The sequence below is a fragment of the Microbacterium sp. KR10-403 genome, from assembly GCF_040196215.1.
GTDB lineage: Bacteria > Actinomycetota > Actinomycetes > Actinomycetales > Microbacteriaceae > Microbacterium.
Map to the genome: position 1 here is coordinate 192,401 of NZ_JBEGDC010000003.1, position 13,957 is coordinate 206,357.

General features: G+C 68.6%; 16 protein-coding genes. 6 read left to right on the top strand and 10 right to left on the bottom strand.

Translation table 11 applies throughout. From position 1 onward, the window contains the following. The first annotated feature begins 79 nt into the window (after nt 1-79). Nucleotides 80-466, top strand: coding sequence for a VOC family protein (locus tag ABMQ42_RS07650; RefSeq protein ID WP_349722313.1), 387 nt, complete (start codon nt 80-82; stop codon nt 464-466). Here ABMQ42_RS07650 and ABMQ42_RS07655 read toward each other — a convergent pair. After that, nucleotides 455-1,288 carry a hypothetical protein gene (locus tag ABMQ42_RS07655; protein ID WP_349722314.1) on the bottom strand — a complete coding sequence of 278 codons (834 nt, stop codon included), beginning with the start codon at nt 1,286-1,288 and terminating at the stop codon, nt 455-457. The genes ABMQ42_RS07650 and ABMQ42_RS07655 overlap by 12 nt on opposite strands. A gap of 53 nt (nt 1,289-1,341) precedes the next feature. On the opposite strand from ABMQ42_RS07655, the gene ABMQ42_RS07660 reads away from it, so the two are divergent. Next, a complete protein-coding gene (locus ABMQ42_RS07660; RefSeq protein ID WP_349722315.1) occupies nt 1,342-2,424 on the top strand; it encodes a tellurite resistance/C4-dicarboxylate transporter family protein in 1,083 nt (360 codons plus the stop codon). On the opposite strand, the gene ABMQ42_RS07665 is transcribed toward ABMQ42_RS07660, so the two are convergent. The 7 genes from ABMQ42_RS07665 to ABMQ42_RS07695 form a co-directional block, all read right to left on the bottom strand. Further along, on the bottom strand, nt 2,417-2,842 hold the full coding sequence (locus ABMQ42_RS07665; protein WP_349722316.1) for a MarR family winged helix-turn-helix transcriptional regulator: 426 nt from the start codon (nt 2,840-2,842) through the stop codon (nt 2,417-2,419). The two genes, ABMQ42_RS07660 and ABMQ42_RS07665, sit on opposite strands and share 8 nt — an antisense overlap. A gap of 67 nt (nt 2,843-2,909) precedes the next feature. Continuing rightward, nucleotides 2,910-3,641: a DsbA family protein gene (locus ABMQ42_RS07670; protein WP_349722317.1), complete on the bottom strand. Its 732-nt coding sequence runs from the start codon at nt 3,639-3,641 to the stop codon at nt 2,910-2,912. A 237-nt stretch (nt 3,642-3,878) separates the two neighbouring features. Then, nucleotides 3,879-4,856, bottom strand: a complete 978-nt coding sequence (gene nrdF / locus ABMQ42_RS07675) for a class 1b ribonucleoside-diphosphate reductase subunit beta (RefSeq protein ID WP_349722318.1) — start codon at nt 4,854-4,856, stop codon at nt 3,879-3,881. Nucleotides 4,857-4,964: 108 nt separating this feature from the next. Beyond that, nucleotides 4,965-7,124 carry a class 1b ribonucleoside-diphosphate reductase subunit alpha gene (gene nrdE / locus ABMQ42_RS07680; RefSeq protein WP_349722319.1) on the bottom strand — a complete coding sequence of 720 codons (2,160 nt, stop codon included), beginning with the start codon at nt 7,122-7,124 and terminating at the stop codon, nt 4,965-4,967. After that, entirely contained in the window at nt 7,106-7,549 is a 444-nt protein-coding gene (nrdI, locus tag ABMQ42_RS07685) for a class Ib ribonucleoside-diphosphate reductase assembly flavoprotein NrdI (RefSeq protein WP_349722321.1), read from the bottom strand. The genes nrdE and nrdI overlap by 19 nt, the downstream gene beginning before the upstream one ends. A 2-nt stretch (nt 7,550-7,551) precedes the next feature. Continuing rightward, on the bottom strand, nt 7,552-7,785 hold the full coding sequence (gene nrdH / locus ABMQ42_RS07690; protein WP_349722710.1) for a glutaredoxin-like protein NrdH: 234 nt from the start codon (nt 7,783-7,785) through the stop codon (nt 7,552-7,554). 264 nt (nt 7,786-8,049) lie between these two features. Beyond that, nucleotides 8,050-8,739, bottom strand: a complete 690-nt coding sequence (locus ABMQ42_RS07695) for a hypothetical protein (protein ID WP_349722322.1) — start codon at nt 8,737-8,739, stop codon at nt 8,050-8,052. 161 nt (nt 8,740-8,900) lie between these two features. Here ABMQ42_RS07695 and ABMQ42_RS07700 point away from each other — a divergent pair, with 161 nt between their 5' ends. The 3 genes from ABMQ42_RS07700 to ABMQ42_RS07710 are packed head-to-tail and all read left to right on the top strand — an operon-like array spanning nt 8,901 to nt 11,942. Further along, nucleotides 8,901-10,058: a sensor histidine kinase gene (locus tag ABMQ42_RS07700; protein WP_349722323.1), complete on the top strand. Its 1,158-nt coding sequence runs from the start codon at nt 8,901-8,903 to the stop codon at nt 10,056-10,058. After that, nucleotides 10,055-10,711 (top strand): response regulator, encoded by a 657-nt coding sequence (locus ABMQ42_RS07705; RefSeq protein ID WP_349722324.1) that lies wholly within the window; start codon nt 10,055-10,057, stop codon nt 10,709-10,711. The genes ABMQ42_RS07700 and ABMQ42_RS07705 overlap by 4 nt, the downstream gene beginning before the upstream one ends. A 22-nt stretch (nt 10,712-10,733) precedes the next feature. Then, the gene (locus tag ABMQ42_RS07710) at nt 10,734-11,942 is read left to right on the top strand and encodes an MFS transporter (RefSeq protein WP_349722325.1); all 1,209 of its coding nucleotides are present in this window, start codon (nt 10,734-10,736) and stop codon (nt 11,940-11,942) included. Between the two features lie 6 nt (nt 11,943-11,948). On the opposite strand, the gene ABMQ42_RS07715 is transcribed toward ABMQ42_RS07710, so the two are convergent. Beyond that, nucleotides 11,949-12,356, bottom strand: a complete 408-nt coding sequence (locus ABMQ42_RS07715; protein WP_349722327.1) for a pilus assembly protein CpaE — start codon at nt 12,354-12,356, stop codon at nt 11,949-11,951. Further along, on the bottom strand, nt 12,356-12,628 hold the full coding sequence (locus ABMQ42_RS07720) for a metal-sensitive transcriptional regulator (protein WP_349722329.1): 273 nt from the start codon (nt 12,626-12,628) through the stop codon (nt 12,356-12,358). Before ABMQ42_RS07720 ends, ABMQ42_RS07715 begins: the two co-directional genes overlap by 1 nt. A gap of 50 nt (nt 12,629-12,678) precedes the next feature. On the opposite strand from ABMQ42_RS07720, the gene ABMQ42_RS07725 reads away from it, so the two are divergent. Beyond that, complete coding sequence (locus ABMQ42_RS07725; RefSeq protein ID WP_349722331.1) at nt 12,679-13,953, top strand: DUF445 domain-containing protein; 1,275 nt, start codon at nt 12,679-12,681, stop codon at nt 13,951-13,953. Nucleotides 13,954-13,957 lie beyond the last annotated feature (4 nt).

Genomic DNA, 13,957 nt, shown 5'->3' on the forward strand with positions numbered 1-13,957 from the left:
AGGCGTGCCCCGGTATTCCCCGACGTTCGATGTCGGAACCCCCGCGTAGCCTTTTCCCAGGTGAACAAGGGAGAACACCATGGAATGGCGCATTGAGCTGATCTTCGTCCCCGTGACCGATGTCGACCGCGCGCGGGACTTCTACGAGCGGGTGGGCTTTCACCTCGACCACGACCAGTCGCCGTTCGAGGGCCTCAGATTCGTGCAGATGACGCCCCCGGGCTCAGCATGCTCGATCGCCTTCGGCACGAACCTCGGCATCGACCTCGAACCCGGCCGGCAGAACACGATCCAGGTCGTCATCCCCGATGCGGAGGAGGCACTCGCCCACCTGCGCGCGATCGGCGCCGACGCCGAGGGGGTCGATGAGCAGGCCTGGGGCCGGTTCGTCACCTTCCGCGACCCCGACGGCAACCGCTGGACGCTGCAGCAGATGCCGGTGCGCCCGTCGGCGTCAGACCAGTGACGGGTCGATCTCGTTCCACTTCTGCACGGTCTGGGCGACCCAGAACACCGCGAAGAACCCGATGACGCCGATCTCGCCGACGAGGGTGAAGGGGCGGCCCGACAGATCGACCCCTGCAAGGCGGAGAATGCCGGTGAGCGCCAGATAGAGCAGCGACGCCGCCATGCCCACGGCGACGACCACGTACACCCGGCGCCACGGACGGCGGGATGCCACGGCCGACACCACCGCGATGGCCGCCATGATCCCGAAGAAGGCCCCCGTGACGACCAGGTGGCCGAGGTGCAGGAGCGCCTCGGGCCACACCAGCAGCCAGACGAGCATCGCCACCGACACGACCAGGGCCGCGACGACGCCGATGGTCACGCCCGGTGACAGCGTCTGCTGCACCCGCGCGAGGATCAGCGCGCACACGGCTCCGACGATCGCGATGACGACGAACGTGATGATGCCCGTGGTGACGCCGGGCAGGTAGTGCTCGGGCACGCAGGGCACCGCCCCGGGGCATCCCTCCCCCGGCACATCGCCCGCGGCGATCGGCGTCGGGATCACGGCGATCAGCGGGGCGAACAGGGCCGCGACATCCAGCAGGATCTGCTCGACACTGTGCCCCGACAGCGCCACCAGCGCGAGGGCGACGGAGATGAGCGCGCCGGTGAAGGCCGTGCGGCCCGAGGTGTAGAACAGGCCGCTGAGTGACATCACCGGGCCCTCCGTGGCCCACACGACCACGAGTGCGACGGCGATGCTCAGGACCGCACCGAGGATCGCGAGGCGGACGTAGCGGTAGGTGCGCTGGGTCGTGGTGCTGGAGAGCCGCATATTCACGATCCTGCACCACACGGCCGTCACCGCCGGACGCTAGCCTGAGGGTCGTGACCACGTCGCCCGCACTGCCGTCAACGCTGTCGCGCCGCGCTGACGCAGGAATAGCCGCGCTCACCCCGGGTTATTTCGCCCTCGTCATGGCCACCGGCATCGTCTCGATCGGCATGCGGACCAATGAGTGGTTCACGGTCTCCATCGCGCTGCTGATCATCGCGGCGATCTCATACGTGGTGCTGGTGGTGCTCAACATCATCCGCGTGATCCGCCACCCGGCGCAGATGGCCGACGACTTCGCCGACCCCGGCCGGGCGTTCGGCTTCTTCACGTTCGTGGCAGCGACCGACGTTCTGGGCAGCCGGCTCAGCCAGGAGACCGGCTTCCACGGCATCGCGGTGAGTCTGCTGCTGGTCGCCTCGATCGCCTGGATCATCTTCGGGTACACCGTGCCGTGGACGGCGGTGCTCGGCGAGCGCAAGAAGGTGCCGATCACGACGGCGAACGGCACCTGGTTCATCTGGGCGGTGGCCAGCCAGTCGATCGCGGTCCTGGCGGCGACCCTCGAGATCGAGTTCGAGGCGTGGCGGCCGGGCTTGGCACTGCTCGCCGTCTTCTCCTGGTCGGTGGGCATCTTCCTGTACTGCGCGGTCGGCGTGTTCGTGGCGGTGCGCATGCTGACGGTGCCGTTCCGCCCCGAAGACCTCACTCCCCCGTACTGGGTCGCCATGGGTGCGACCGCGATCACCGTCGTCGGCGGAGCCCGCATCGTCATGATGGCCGATGCGCCGATGGTGGATGCCACGCGCGGCCTCATCGCCGGTGCGTCGGTGTTCTTCTGGGCGTTCGGCACCTGGCTGATCCCGCCGCTGATCATGGCCGGGTGGTGGCGCCACGTGCGGCACCGCATCCCGTTCCGCTACGAGGCGACGCTGTGGAGCATCATCTTCCCGCTCGGGATGTACGGGGTGGGCGCGCAGTTCCTCGGCACGGTCGACAGCCTGCCCATCGTGCACGCGATCGGATACGTCGAGAGCTGGGTCGCCCTGGCCGCGTGGGCCGGCACGTTCGGGTGGATGCTGGTCAGCATCTGGCGCACGGTGCTGCGCCCGCGGCGAGAACTCGCCGTCAGCTGAGGTGCTCGCCGAAGGGCTCTTCGTGCAGGCCCTTCAGCGCCGCGGTGAGCTGTGCACCGCCGGCGGCGAAGGCGGCGTCGAGGCGCCCCAGCCGCGCGTCGGCTTCGGCGAGCGCCGCCATGCCCTTCTCGGTGACGCGGAGGGTGGATGCCGCTCCGGCGTGGGCCGTGGCATCCTCCACCAGCCCGTCGTCCACGAGCGCGCGGACGGCCGTGTGCGCCGTCTGCACGGTGATCTGCGAGCGGCGCGCGAGTTCGGAGAACGAGATGCCCGGTGTCGCGCGGACGTGCGCGAGCAGCCCGTACTTGCGGGTCGTCAGCCCCAGGCCCTTCAGCTGCTTGTTGAGCTGGCCGTCCCAGATGCTCCCCAGCGTCAGCAGGGAGAGCACCGGGCTGAATCGGCGGGGCTGCGAGGGCATGGGTCCATCGTAGCCACCGCGCACCGCGGCGCCGGGGCGGCGGGCCGGGTGTATTGATCTCGCCGCATCAGCTCGCGAGTGCCGCGTCGACGGCGGCCTGCAGACGGTCTGCGTTGCCGTCCTGGATGTCGAACACGGTGCCGTCGACGACCAGCACAGGAACCCCTTGCACGATCTGCGTCGTGCCGTCGATGGTCGTGCCGAGCCAGTGGTCGTTGGACGCGCGCACCCAGTCGCCGAACTGCTGCGACGCGACGGCATCACTGATGTCGGCGGTCACGCCGGCCTGCTTCGCCAGGGCGACGATGTCGTCGTCGGTGGGAGCGCCCGCATCGCCCGGCTGGTTCTCCTGAAGGAGCGCATAGAACGCCGGGATGACCTCGCCCTCCCCCGCATCGGCGACCGCCGCGATGGCGCCCGCGGCGCGCGTCGACCAGTCGGTCGCGTCGCCGTGCTTCTCGCTCACGAAGTTGAGCGGGTGGATCGTGAACGTGATGTCGCCGTTCGCGACCCACGACGAGATGAGCTCACCGGTCTCGGCCTCGAGCATCGCGCAGTAGGGGCACGACAGGTCGGTCCACAGGGCGACCTCGACGGGTCCGTCGCCGACCGTGATGGCGTGTTCGTCGAGGGATGCCGACACGGCGGCGCCGTCGGCAGGTGCGGGGGCCGATTCCGCGGGCGACGACGCGGGCGTCTCTGCGGCCGGCGTCTCGGTCGCGGCGGCACAGCCGCCCAGCGCGAGAGCCCCGGCCATGATCGGCGTGAGCAGGAGGACGGTGGTGCGGCGTCGGGGCATGATCTTCCTTAGTGGTCTGACCACTTAATCTACCTGCGGCGCCTGCGAGGCTTCCTCGAAACGGCCGTGACAAAGCGGAGTGCCTCAGACCGAACATCGCCGCGCGCAAGCACCCGCCCCGATCGCGAGCCCAAATGGCGGTGCGAGAGACGAAGAAACGATGGAAGAGCCCCGGACCCGCAGCATCCTGCAGATCCGGGGCTCTCTCCGGTTCAGACGTTCGTCACATGAGGGGCGTCAGAAGTCCCAGTCGTCGTCCTCGGTGGCTTCGGCCTTGCCCATGACGTACGACGAGCCCGACCCGCTGAAGAAGTCGTGGTTCTCGTCGGCGTTCGGCGACAGCGCCGACAGGATGGCCGGGTTCACGTCGGTGACGGTCGCCGGGAACATCGCCTCGTAGCCGAGGTTCATGAGCGCCTTGTTGGCGTTGTAGTGCAGGAACTTCTTGACGTCTTCGGTCAGCCCGACGCCGTCGTAGAGGTCCTGCGTGTACTGCACCTCGTTGTCGTAGAGCTCGAACAGCAGCGAGAAGGTGTAGTCCTTGAGCTCCTGGCGGCGCTCCTCGGTCTCCTTCTCGAGCCCCTTCTGGAACTTGTAGCCGATGTAGTAGCCGTGCACGGCCTCATCGCGGATGATCAGCCGGATGATGTCGGCCGTGTTCGTCAGCTTTGCCTTCGACGAGAAGTACATCGGCAGGTAGAAGCCCGAGTAGAACAGGAACGACTCGAGCAGCGTCGAGGCCACCTTGCGCTTGAGCGGGTCATCGCCACGGTAGTACTCCATGATGATGTGCGCCTTGCGCTGCAGGTTCGGGTTCTCGGTCGACCACCGGAACGCGTCATCGATCTCCTTCGTCGACGCGAGGGTCGAGAAGATCGAGGAGTAGCTCTTGGCGTGCACCGACTCCATGAACGCGATGTTCGTGTAGACCGCCTCTTCGTGCGGCGTCACCGCATCGGGGATCAACGACACGGCGCCGACCGTGCCCTGGATCGTGTCGAGCAGCGTGAGCCCGGTGAACACCCGCATGGTCAGCAGCTGCTCGTCAGGCGTCAGCGTGTTCCACGACTGCACGTCGTTCGAGAGCGGCACCTTCTCGGGCAACCAGAAGTTGCCGGTCAGACGGTGCCAGACCTCGAGGTCTTTCTCGTCCTCGATGCGGTTCCAGTTGATCGCCTGGACGGATTCCAGGAGCTTGAGCGGTTCGGGGGTCATTTCTCTTTCTCTTTCACGGATGCCGGGGGCCCGGGTGTCGTTTCGACTCGCTTCGCTCGCTCAACGACCGTGGTGCCGCACGTCGAGTGGCGCCAATTCATAGGAACCTCATAGCATACAGCTGACGCAGCCATCCACCTCGGTGCCCTCGAGGGCCATCTGCCGCACGCGGATGTAGTAGAGCGTCTTGATGCCCTTGCGCCACGCGTAGATCTGCGCCTTGTTCACATCGCGGGTGGTCGCCGTGTCCTTGAAGAACAGCGTCAGGCTCAGACCCTGGTCGACGTGCTGGGTGGCCGCCGCGTAGGTGTCGATGATCTTCTCGGGACCGATCTCGTACGCGTCGCGGTAGTACTCCAGGTTCTCGTTCGTCATGAACGGCGCCGGGTAGTAGACGCGGCCGAGCTTGCCCTCCTTGCGGATCTCGATCTTCGACACGATCGGGTGGATCGAGCTCGTCGAGTTGTTGATGTACGAGATCGAGCCCGTCGGCGGCACGGCCTGCAGGTTCTGGTTGTAGATGCCGTGCGCCATGACCGAGGCCTTGAGCTCTGCCCAGTCCTCACGGGTCGGCACCTGGTGGCCGGCGAACATCGCCGCGACCTTCTCAGTGGCGGGCAGCCAGTCGTTCTCCACGTACTTGTCGAAGAACGCACCCGAGGCGTAGGTCGAGTCCTCGAACCCGTCGAAGGTCTCACCGCGCTCGATGGCGATCTTGTTCGACGCGCGCAGCGCGTGGTACAGGACCGTCGCGAAGTAGACGTTCGTGAAGTCGAGGCCCTCGTCCGAGCCGTAGTGCACGTGCTCGCGTGCGAGGTAGCCGTGCAGGTTCATCTGCCCGAGGCCGATCGCGTGCGAGCGGTCGTTGCCGTCTTCGATCGAACGGACCGACGCGATGTGGCTCTGGTTGCTGACCGCGGTCAGGCCCCGGATCGCGGTCTCGACGCTCTTGGCGAGGTCGCCGCCGTCCATCGCCAGCGCGATGTTCATCGAGCCGAGGTTGCACGAGATGTCCTTGCCGATCTCGTTGTACGACAGGTCGTCGTTGTACGTGGTCGGCGTGTTGACCTGCAGGATCTCGCTGCACAGGTTCGACATGTTGATCCGGCCCTTGATGGGGTTGGCCCGGTTCACCGTGTCTTCGAACATGATGTACGGGTAGCCCGACTCGAACTGGATCTCGGCGAGGGTCTGGAAGAACTCACGCGCGTTGATCTTCGTCTTCTTGATGCGCGGGTCGTCGACCATCTCGCGGTACTTCTCGGTGACCGAGATGTCGCCGAACGGCACGCCGTACACGCGCTCGACGTCGTACGGGCTGAACAGGTACATGTCTTCGCCGGTCTTGGCCAGCTCGAACGTGATGTCGGGCACCACGACGCCCAGTGACAGCGTCTTGATGCGGATCTTCTCGTCGGCGTTCTCACGCTTGGTGTCGAGGAACCGCATGATGTCGGGGTGGTGCGCGTTCAGGTACACGGCGCCGGCGCCCTGACGCGCACCCAACTGGTTCGCGTAGCTGAAGCTGTCTTCGAGCAGCTTCATGACCGGGATGATGCCGGAGGACTGGTTCTCGATCTGCTTGATCGGCGCCCCCGACTCGCGGATGTTGCTCAGCAGCAGTGCCACGCCGCCGCCGCGCTTGGAGAGCTGCAGCGCCGAGTTGATGCCGCGCGCGATCGACTCCATGTTGTCTTCGATGCGCAGCAGGAAGCAGCTGACCAGCTCGCCGCGCTGCGCCTTGCCGGTGTTCAGGAACGTCGGCGTCGCCGGCTGGAAGCGCCCCGAGATGACCTCGTCGACGAGATCGCGCGCGGTCTGCTGGTCGCCGTCGGCCAGTCCGAGCGCGGTCATGACGACGCGGTCTTCGAAGCGCTCGAGGTAGCGCTTGCCGTCGAACGTCTTCAGCGTGTAGCTCGTGTAGTACTTGAACGCGCCCAAGAACGTCTCGAAGCGGAACTTCGCCGCGTAGGCACGGTCGTTGAGCTCCTGGATGAACTCGAACGGATACTTGTCGAGCACGCTCTTCTCGTAGTACTGCTTCTCGACGAGGTAGTCGAGCCGCTCCTTGAGGGAGTGGAAGAACACCGTGTTCTGGTTCACGTGCTGCAGGAAGTACTCCCGCGCCGCACGCTTGTCGGCGTCGAACTGGATCTTGCCGTCGGCGTCGTACAGGTTGAGCATCGCGTTGAGGGCGTGGTAATCCATGCCGTCGAAACGCGCCTCGGTCTTGAAGGATGCCGTCTCGGTCACTGCAGCTTCCACCATCGTTCCAATCCATCGCTCACGCGGGCGACGTCCTCGGGCGTGCCGAACAATTCGAGCCGATACAGGTGCGGCACGTTGCACTTGCGGCTGATGACTTCTCCGGCCAGGCAGAATGCCTGGCCGAAGTTGGTGTTGCCCGCGGAGATGACCCCGCGGATCCACCGGCGGTTGTCCTCATCGTTGAGGAACTTGATGACTTGTTTGGGCACGGAGCCCTTCTCGACGCCGCGGCCCTGGCCGCCGCCGTACGTCGGCGTCACGAGCACGAACGGCTCGTCGACGTGCAGCGGCGGCTCGGCGGCGTGCGGCCCCATGTGCAAGGGGATGCGGCGGGCCGGCAGACCCAGCTTCTCGACGAATCGCGCCGTGTTGCCCGACACGCTGGAGAAGTAGACCAGCAGCGGCGCGGCCACTGCGGTGTGCATGATCAGGCCAGGCGGGCGGCGAGCTCGTCGATCTTGTCGGGACGGAAGCCCGACCAGTGCCCCTCGTCGGTGATGACGACAGGCGCCTGCAGGTACCCGAGGGCCTTCACCTGCTCGAGGGCCGTCGGGTCCTCGCTGAGGTCGTGCACTTCGTATTCGATGCCCTTCGCATCCAGTGCCCGGTAGGTGGCGTTGCACTGCACGCAGGACGGCTTCGTGTAGACGGTGATCGCCATTTCGACCGTGTCTCCCCTCGTCATTCGATCTGTCTTCGCCGGTGGTCCCCCCGCCGGTCACCCAATACTACATATGGGTACCGACACTGGGAAGCACCACAAGGGATAGTAGTTACATCCGTGTAGTTTTCCACCGCCCTCCCCATGTACAACACAGCTTGTCCACCGTTTCATCCACAGGTCGGCGGCTTCTCACGCCCTCGGAAAAGGCCAGGAATCCGCGGCTTTCTCCAAGAGCGTGAGAAGTCGTCCACAGGCGCGAGGCTACGCGCGGGTTCCGACATCCGATTTCCTGTGGACAATCGTCATCGGCGTGTCGCGGCGTGTCGCACTCCCCCGTGCGACCAGCACCACCAGCGGCACCCACAGAGCGACGAGCGAGAGCAGCTGCACGATGCCCGCGATCGGCCCGCCGAACAGATTCGCACCCGCGGTGACGACCGCTGCCAGCGGCACCCACACCGGCACGGCGCGCCCGATCCGCAGCCCGACGGTCAGGATGATCGGCCCCAGCGAGTAGCCGACCAGGAACACGAGCAGCAGGACGTTGCCGACCGGCTCCGCCTCCCCCGCCCGCAGCATCGCCGTCACCCCGTCATCGGGCAGGCCGGCTGCGGCCACGGCGCCGTAGAGCGAGAAGAAGGCGGCCAGATGCCCGATGCCGGCGGCGAGCCCGAGCCCGGTGACCAGGGCGCCGATGCGCGTGACGAGCCGACCGCGCGACCCGCCCGATGCGCCGAGCGCCGGGAGACCTGCGATCCAGACGAGCGGCCCGAACACCGCCAGCAGGCCGATCGCGAGCCATGCCGTCGGGAACTGCTCAGCGGCGTCGACCGCCGTCGGCTGCGTGCCCGTGGGCTGCAGCATCCACTGCCAGACGGTCGTGACGACGAGACTCAGTGGTCCTGCCACGAGGGCCGTCGCGGCGACGGCCCGATCGAAGTGCGTGGTCATGGGATTCTCCTCTCGGCGCGGTGTGCGCCCCCGGCGGCATCGTGTCGCGCCGGGCCCGGCCACCGCGTCGCCGCACGGGGCGATTCCCGTCGTCCGAGCGGCTGATCGCTGTCGCCCGCACGGGGGACGCGCAAGGGCCTCGGGATCAATAGAGTGACGTCATGCGCCGGGCCTTCGCGCGATGGCGGCGTCGCACGCTGTGGGGTCTGCCCGCACCCGACGTCTCGCTGGCGCTCGCCCTGCTGGCGGTCGCGGTGGCGAGCGTGGTCACCGGCAACCCCGACGAAGGGCCGCTCGCGCTCACCCTGCCGGTGGCCGTCGCCATGACGGCGGCCCTCGCCTGGCGGCGCCGCAGCCCGCTGGTCCCGGTGGCGGTCGTGATCGTGGCCGGACTCGTGCAGACGCTGCTGTCGACCTCTCCCGGCTCGCTGTGGTCGTTGGTGGTGGATGCCGTGGCCCTGTACTCCGCGGCGGCGTACCTGTCAGAGGGGCTCGCGGCCCTGACCAGCGCGGTGTTCGTCGCGGCGTTGCTGGCGCAGGAACGGATCGACAACGGCGTGGACTACGTGTTCATCCTGCTGCTGTTCGGCGGGGTCTGGCTGCTCGGCCGCGCCAGCGCGCAGTGGCGCGGCCGCCTCACCGCCGCCGAGCGACGCCAGCGCGAGGCGGCGCGGCTCGCGGTCGCCGAGGAGCGCGTGCGCATCGCCCGCGACCTGCACGACGTCGTCGCGCACAGCCTGAGCGTGATCGCGGTGCAGTCCGACGCGGCCGAGGCGGCGCTGGGCGTCGCGCCCGAGCGGGCGCTCGCCCCCGTGCAAGCGGTGCGCACCACCGCCCGCGAGGCCCTCGCCGACATCCGCCGCATGCTCGACGTGCTGCGCACCGACGACGACGAGCTGCCCGGGGTCGACTCCCCCGGCGTCTCGGCGATCTCGGGCCTCGTCGACGCCGCACGCGGCGCGGGCACGCCCGTGACGGTCGACGTGCGGCTGACGACCGCTCCGGTGCCGCCCGGCGTCGACCTGGCCGCCTACCGCATCGTGCAGGAGAGCCTGACCAACGCCCGCCGGCACGCCCCCGGGGCCGCGGTGACCGTCGCGATCACCCAGCACGCGCGGGCGCTGGACGTGCGGGTGACGTCGGCCGCGGCATCCACTCCTCCCATCACCACCCACGACGGGGACGGTTACGGGATCAGCGGCATGCGGGAGAGGGCGCTCTCGCTCGGCGGCTCCCTCGACGCGGGCCCCGCGCCCGACGGCGGGTTCGTCGTGCGTGCGATGCTGCCGCTGTCGGCCGAGCGCCGGGAGACGTCATGATCCGCGTCCTCATCGCCGACGACCAGGAGCTCGTGCGCACCGGCTTCCGCCTCATCCTCGATCTGGAGGACGACATGGAGGTCGTCGGCGAAGCCGCCGACGGCGCCGACTGCGTGCGCGTCGCAGCGCGGGAAGACCCCGACGTGATCCTGATGGACGTGCGGATGCCGCGCCTCGACGGCATCGCCGCGACCCGCGAGCTGACCGCGACCGGCAGCCGCGCCCGCGTGCTCGTGCTCACGACCTTCGACCTCGACGAATACGTCTACGAGGCGCTGCGGGCGGGCGCCGCCGGGTTCCTGCTGAAGGACGCGCCGCGCGAGCAGCTGGTCGCGGCGATCCGGCAGGCGGCTGCCGGCGACGCCCTCCTCGCCCCGGCGATCACCCGTCGTCTCGTCGAGCGCTTCGTGGGCACCGGGCCCGTGGATGAGACCCTGCGTGCGCGCGTCGAGGCGCTGAGCGCCCGCGAACGCGAGGTGCTCGCCCTGGTCGCCCGCGGCATGTCGAACGCCGAGATCGCCCGCGAGCTGTTCATCGGCGATGCCACGGTCAAGACGCACATCGCCCGGATGCTCGCGAAGCTCGGTGCGCGCGACCGGGTGCAGGCGGTGGTCATCGCCTACGAGAGCCGGTTCGTGTCACCGCGCGGGTGACGCGGACGGGTACCGTTGTTCCGTGGCGGGATATCGCGATCTGCTGCGCACACCGGGGGTCGGGCGCATCATCGCCGCGCAGCTGACGGCGCGGTTCCCTTCGGGCATGACCAGCCTGGCGATCCTGCTGCACATCGAGCACCTCACCGGCTCGTACGGTGCGGCGGGCCTCGTGCTGGCCGCGGCCTCGATCGGGCAGGCGATCGCCGGCCCGATCACGAGTCGCTGGATGGGCGCCTGGGGCATGCGCCAGGTGCTGACCCTGACGACGCTCGTGTGCGCGGCATCCATCACCGGAATCGCCGTGCTCGAGGTGCCGCTGCCGGTGTTCATGGTGCTCGGGATGGTCGCGGGCCTGTCGACCCCGCCGGTGCAGCCGGCGGTGCGCACGATCTACCCGAAGATGGTCAACTCCCGGCAGCTGAACCCGCTGTTCTCGCTGGACGCGTCGTTGCAGGAGATCATCTGGATCCTCGCTCCAGTGGTCGTCACGTTCGTCTCGACGCAGATCTCGACGGTGGTCGGCCTGATGCTGATCGTCGTGATCCTGCTCGGCGGCTGCGCATGGTTCATCGCCTCGCCCGAGCTGGGCCGCGTGCGCATCCCCCGCAGCAAGCGGCGCTTCGGCAAGGTGCTCACCCGCCCGGCGGTGCTGCTGTGCACGCTGGTCGGCTTCCTCCTGATCGGCGCGTGTGCGGCGGTCGAGGCGGGCGTCGTGGCGACCTTCGGCGAGGGCGGCATCGAGGCCGGTGTCGTGCTGGCGGTCTTCTCCCTGGGCAGCCTCGCCGGCGGCCTCGCCTCGGGCGGCATCCCGATCGGACGCTGGGCGATGGCCCGACGCATGGGCATCGTCACCCTGGGCCTCGTGGTCACCACGATCTCGCTGAACGTGTGGTGGGTCGGCGGGTCACTGCTGATCGCCGGCATCGGCGTGGCGCCGGTGTTCGCCGCGGTCTCGGCGATGACGACCGCGAGCGTGAAGTTCAGCGACACCGCCGAGGCGTTCGGCTGGGTCAACATGGGCCAGCTGATCGGTGCCGCCGCCGGGTCTGCGGTGGCGGGGTTCCTCATCGACGGGATGGGCCCGGTCGGCGCCTACTGGACGGCCGCGATCTTCGCCGCGGTGGGTGTGCTGGTCGCGGTCGTGTTCCGCCGGGGATTCCCCGATCTGCGTGGGCGCGATCCGAGCCCGCTGCCCGACACGACGACGATCCCGATCCAGATCATCTGAGACCGCTCAGTCGGTCACCCGATGCAGCAGCTCCAGGAGCGCGAGAGCGTACGCGTCGGACGGCTCGGGGTGGGCGAACACCATCCGCCGGCCGACGATCTCGACCTCCACCTCGTAGGTGTCGGGCAGGCGCCGCAGTGCGCGGAACGTGCCGCGCAGCAGTTCGCGCAGCTGCTCTTCGGACGGCAGCCACAGGGCGTCCTCCTGGGCGACGGAGTCGAGCGCCCACTCGGTCGTGCCGTTGAAGGCGAGGATGCCGCCGGTCGAGAAGTTGCGGGCCTCGATCGTCATGTCGCTGACGGTGAAGACATCGGCCTCGAACTCGGGCTCGTCGAGCTGGAACCGGTCGCCCGACTGCGGGTGCCACACCAGCCCCGCTGTGCGCAGTGCACGCGCCCGCTCGGTCGAGATCATCAGCGGTTGCCGACGTCGTACGCCTTCAGCAGCTCGGCGACGGCCTGCTCGCGCTGGTCGCCGCCGTGCTCGAACATGTGCGTCACATGCGTGCGCAGATGGTTCTCGAGCAGCAGCTTGTCGAGCGACTCGAGTGCCTTCTGGATCGCGCGGGACTGCGCGATCATGTCCATGCAGTAGTCCTCGTTCTCGATCATCTTGGCAAGTCCGCGCACCTGGCCCTCGATGATCGCCGTACGATGCAGCGCCCGCTTCTTGATGTCTTCGATCACGCCGCAAGGCTACCCGGGCACAGCCTGGAACAACATGGCAGGATGACGCCATGGCGCGCACCCCGACCGCACTGCTGAGCCCCGCCGACCAGGAGCGGCGCAGAGGACTGCGCCGGATGAAGGCGATAGCACTGGGAGCACTCATCTTCCTCGCCGTCGTGTTCGCCGTCTCGTTCGCGCTGGAAGAGCAGCTGCCCGCCCTCTCGTACGTGCGCGCCGCGGCCGAGGGCGGCATGGTCGGCGCCCTCGCCGACTGGTTCGCGGTGACGGCGCTGTTCCGGCATCCGCTCGGCCTGCCCATCCCGCACACGGCGATCATCCCCACGCGCAAGGATGAGATCGGCCGCACGCTCGGCGAGTTCGTCGAGACGAACTTCCTCTCCGCCGAGGTCGTACGCGCCAAGCTCGCCTCGACGTCCATCGCACGCCGTCTGGGAGCCTGGCTGGCCGAGCCCGCCCACGCCGAGCGGGTGACGGAAGAGGCCGCGAACATGGCGTCGGCGGTGTTGCGCGCCCTCAGCGACGCCGACGTGCAGGACGTCATCGAAGACCTGGCCCGCGAGCACCTGGTCTCGCCCGAGTGGGGGCCGCCCGCCGGAGCGTGGCTGCAGAGGGTGACGGATGCCGGGGCCCACCGCCCCGCGGTCGACCTGGCCGTCGACTCGCTCTCGACGTGGCTGCAGGCGAATCGCGCGGCCTTCGAGGGCCTGGTGTCGCGCCGGCTGCCCGGCTGGGTGCCGCGCATCGCCCACCGGTTCGTGGACGACACCGTCTACCACGAGGCGATGAAGTTCGTGCAGGCCGTGCAGGCCGACCCGCAGCATCCCGCCCGCATCGCCGTCGACGGGTACCTCGGCCGCCTCGCCGACCGCCTGCAGCACGACCCGGCCATGATCGGCCGCGTCGAAGACGCCAAATCGGCCGTGTTCGACAGCCCGCGCGTGCGCGAGCTCGCCGCCCGCGCCTGGGGCACCGCGAAGTCCGGACTGCTGACGGCGCTGGCCGATCCCACGAGTGGACTGCGCGTGCGCGCTTCCGCGGCCCTGGGCGAGGTCGGCGAACGGCTGCAGACCGAACCGGCGCTGCAGCAGCGCGTGGACGGCTGGGTCTCGGACGCCGCCGCGTTCCTCGTGGATCGGTACCGACACGACATCGCGTCGATCATCACGGACACGATCGAGCGGTGGGATGCCGCCGAGACCACCGAGAAGATCGAGCTCATGGTGGGGCGCGACCTGCAGTACATCCGGCTGAACGGCACCGTGATCGGCGCGATCGCGGGCGCGGCCATTTTCACAGTCGCGCACCTCATCGCGTCGCTGTGAGCGG

Bases quoted from the DNA above. Each gene is read 5' to 3' on its own strand.
- ABMQ42_RS07705 (WP_349722324.1), top strand. From the start codon at position 10,055: ATGATCCGCGTCCTCATCGCCGACGACCAGGAGCTCGTGCGCACCGGC.
- ABMQ42_RS07670 (WP_349722317.1), bottom strand. From the start codon at position 3,641: ATGCCCCGACGCCGCACCACCGTCCTCCTGCTCACGCCGATCATGGCC.
- ABMQ42_RS07655 (WP_349722314.1), bottom strand. From the start codon at position 1,288: ATGCGGCTCTCCAGCACCACGACCCAGCGCACCTACCGCTACGTCCGC.
- ABMQ42_RS07715 (WP_349722327.1), bottom strand. From the start codon at position 12,356: ATGATCTCGACCGAGCGGGCGCGTGCACTGCGCACAGCGGGGCTGGTG.
- ABMQ42_RS07665 (WP_349722316.1), bottom strand. From the start codon at position 2,842: ATGCCCTCGCAGCCCCGCCGATTCAGCCCGGTGCTCTCCCTGCTGACG.
- ABMQ42_RS07695 (WP_349722322.1), bottom strand. From the start codon at position 8,739: ATGACCACGCACTTCGATCGGGCCGTCGCCGCGACGGCCCTCGTGGCA.
- ABMQ42_RS07700 (WP_349722323.1), top strand. From the start codon at position 8,901: ATGCGCCGGGCCTTCGCGCGATGGCGGCGTCGCACGCTGTGGGGTCTG.
- nrdE (WP_349722319.1), bottom strand. From the start codon at position 7,124: ATGGTGGAAGCTGCAGTGACCGAGACGGCATCCTTCAAGACCGAGGCG.
- ABMQ42_RS07650 (WP_349722313.1), top strand. From the start codon at position 80: ATGGAATGGCGCATTGAGCTGATCTTCGTCCCCGTGACCGATGTCGAC.
- ABMQ42_RS07725 (WP_349722331.1), top strand. From the start codon at position 12,679: ATGGCGCGCACCCCGACCGCACTGCTGAGCCCCGCCGACCAGGAGCGG.
- nrdI (WP_349722321.1), bottom strand. From the start codon at position 7,549: ATGCACACCGCAGTGGCCGCGCCGCTGCTGGTCTACTTCTCCAGCGTG.
- nrdH (WP_349722710.1), bottom strand. From the start codon at position 7,785: ATGGCGATCACCGTCTACACGAAGCCGTCCTGCGTGCAGTGCAACGCC.
- nrdF (WP_349722318.1), bottom strand. From the start codon at position 4,856: ATGACCCCCGAACCGCTCAAGCTCCTGGAATCCGTCCAGGCGATCAAC.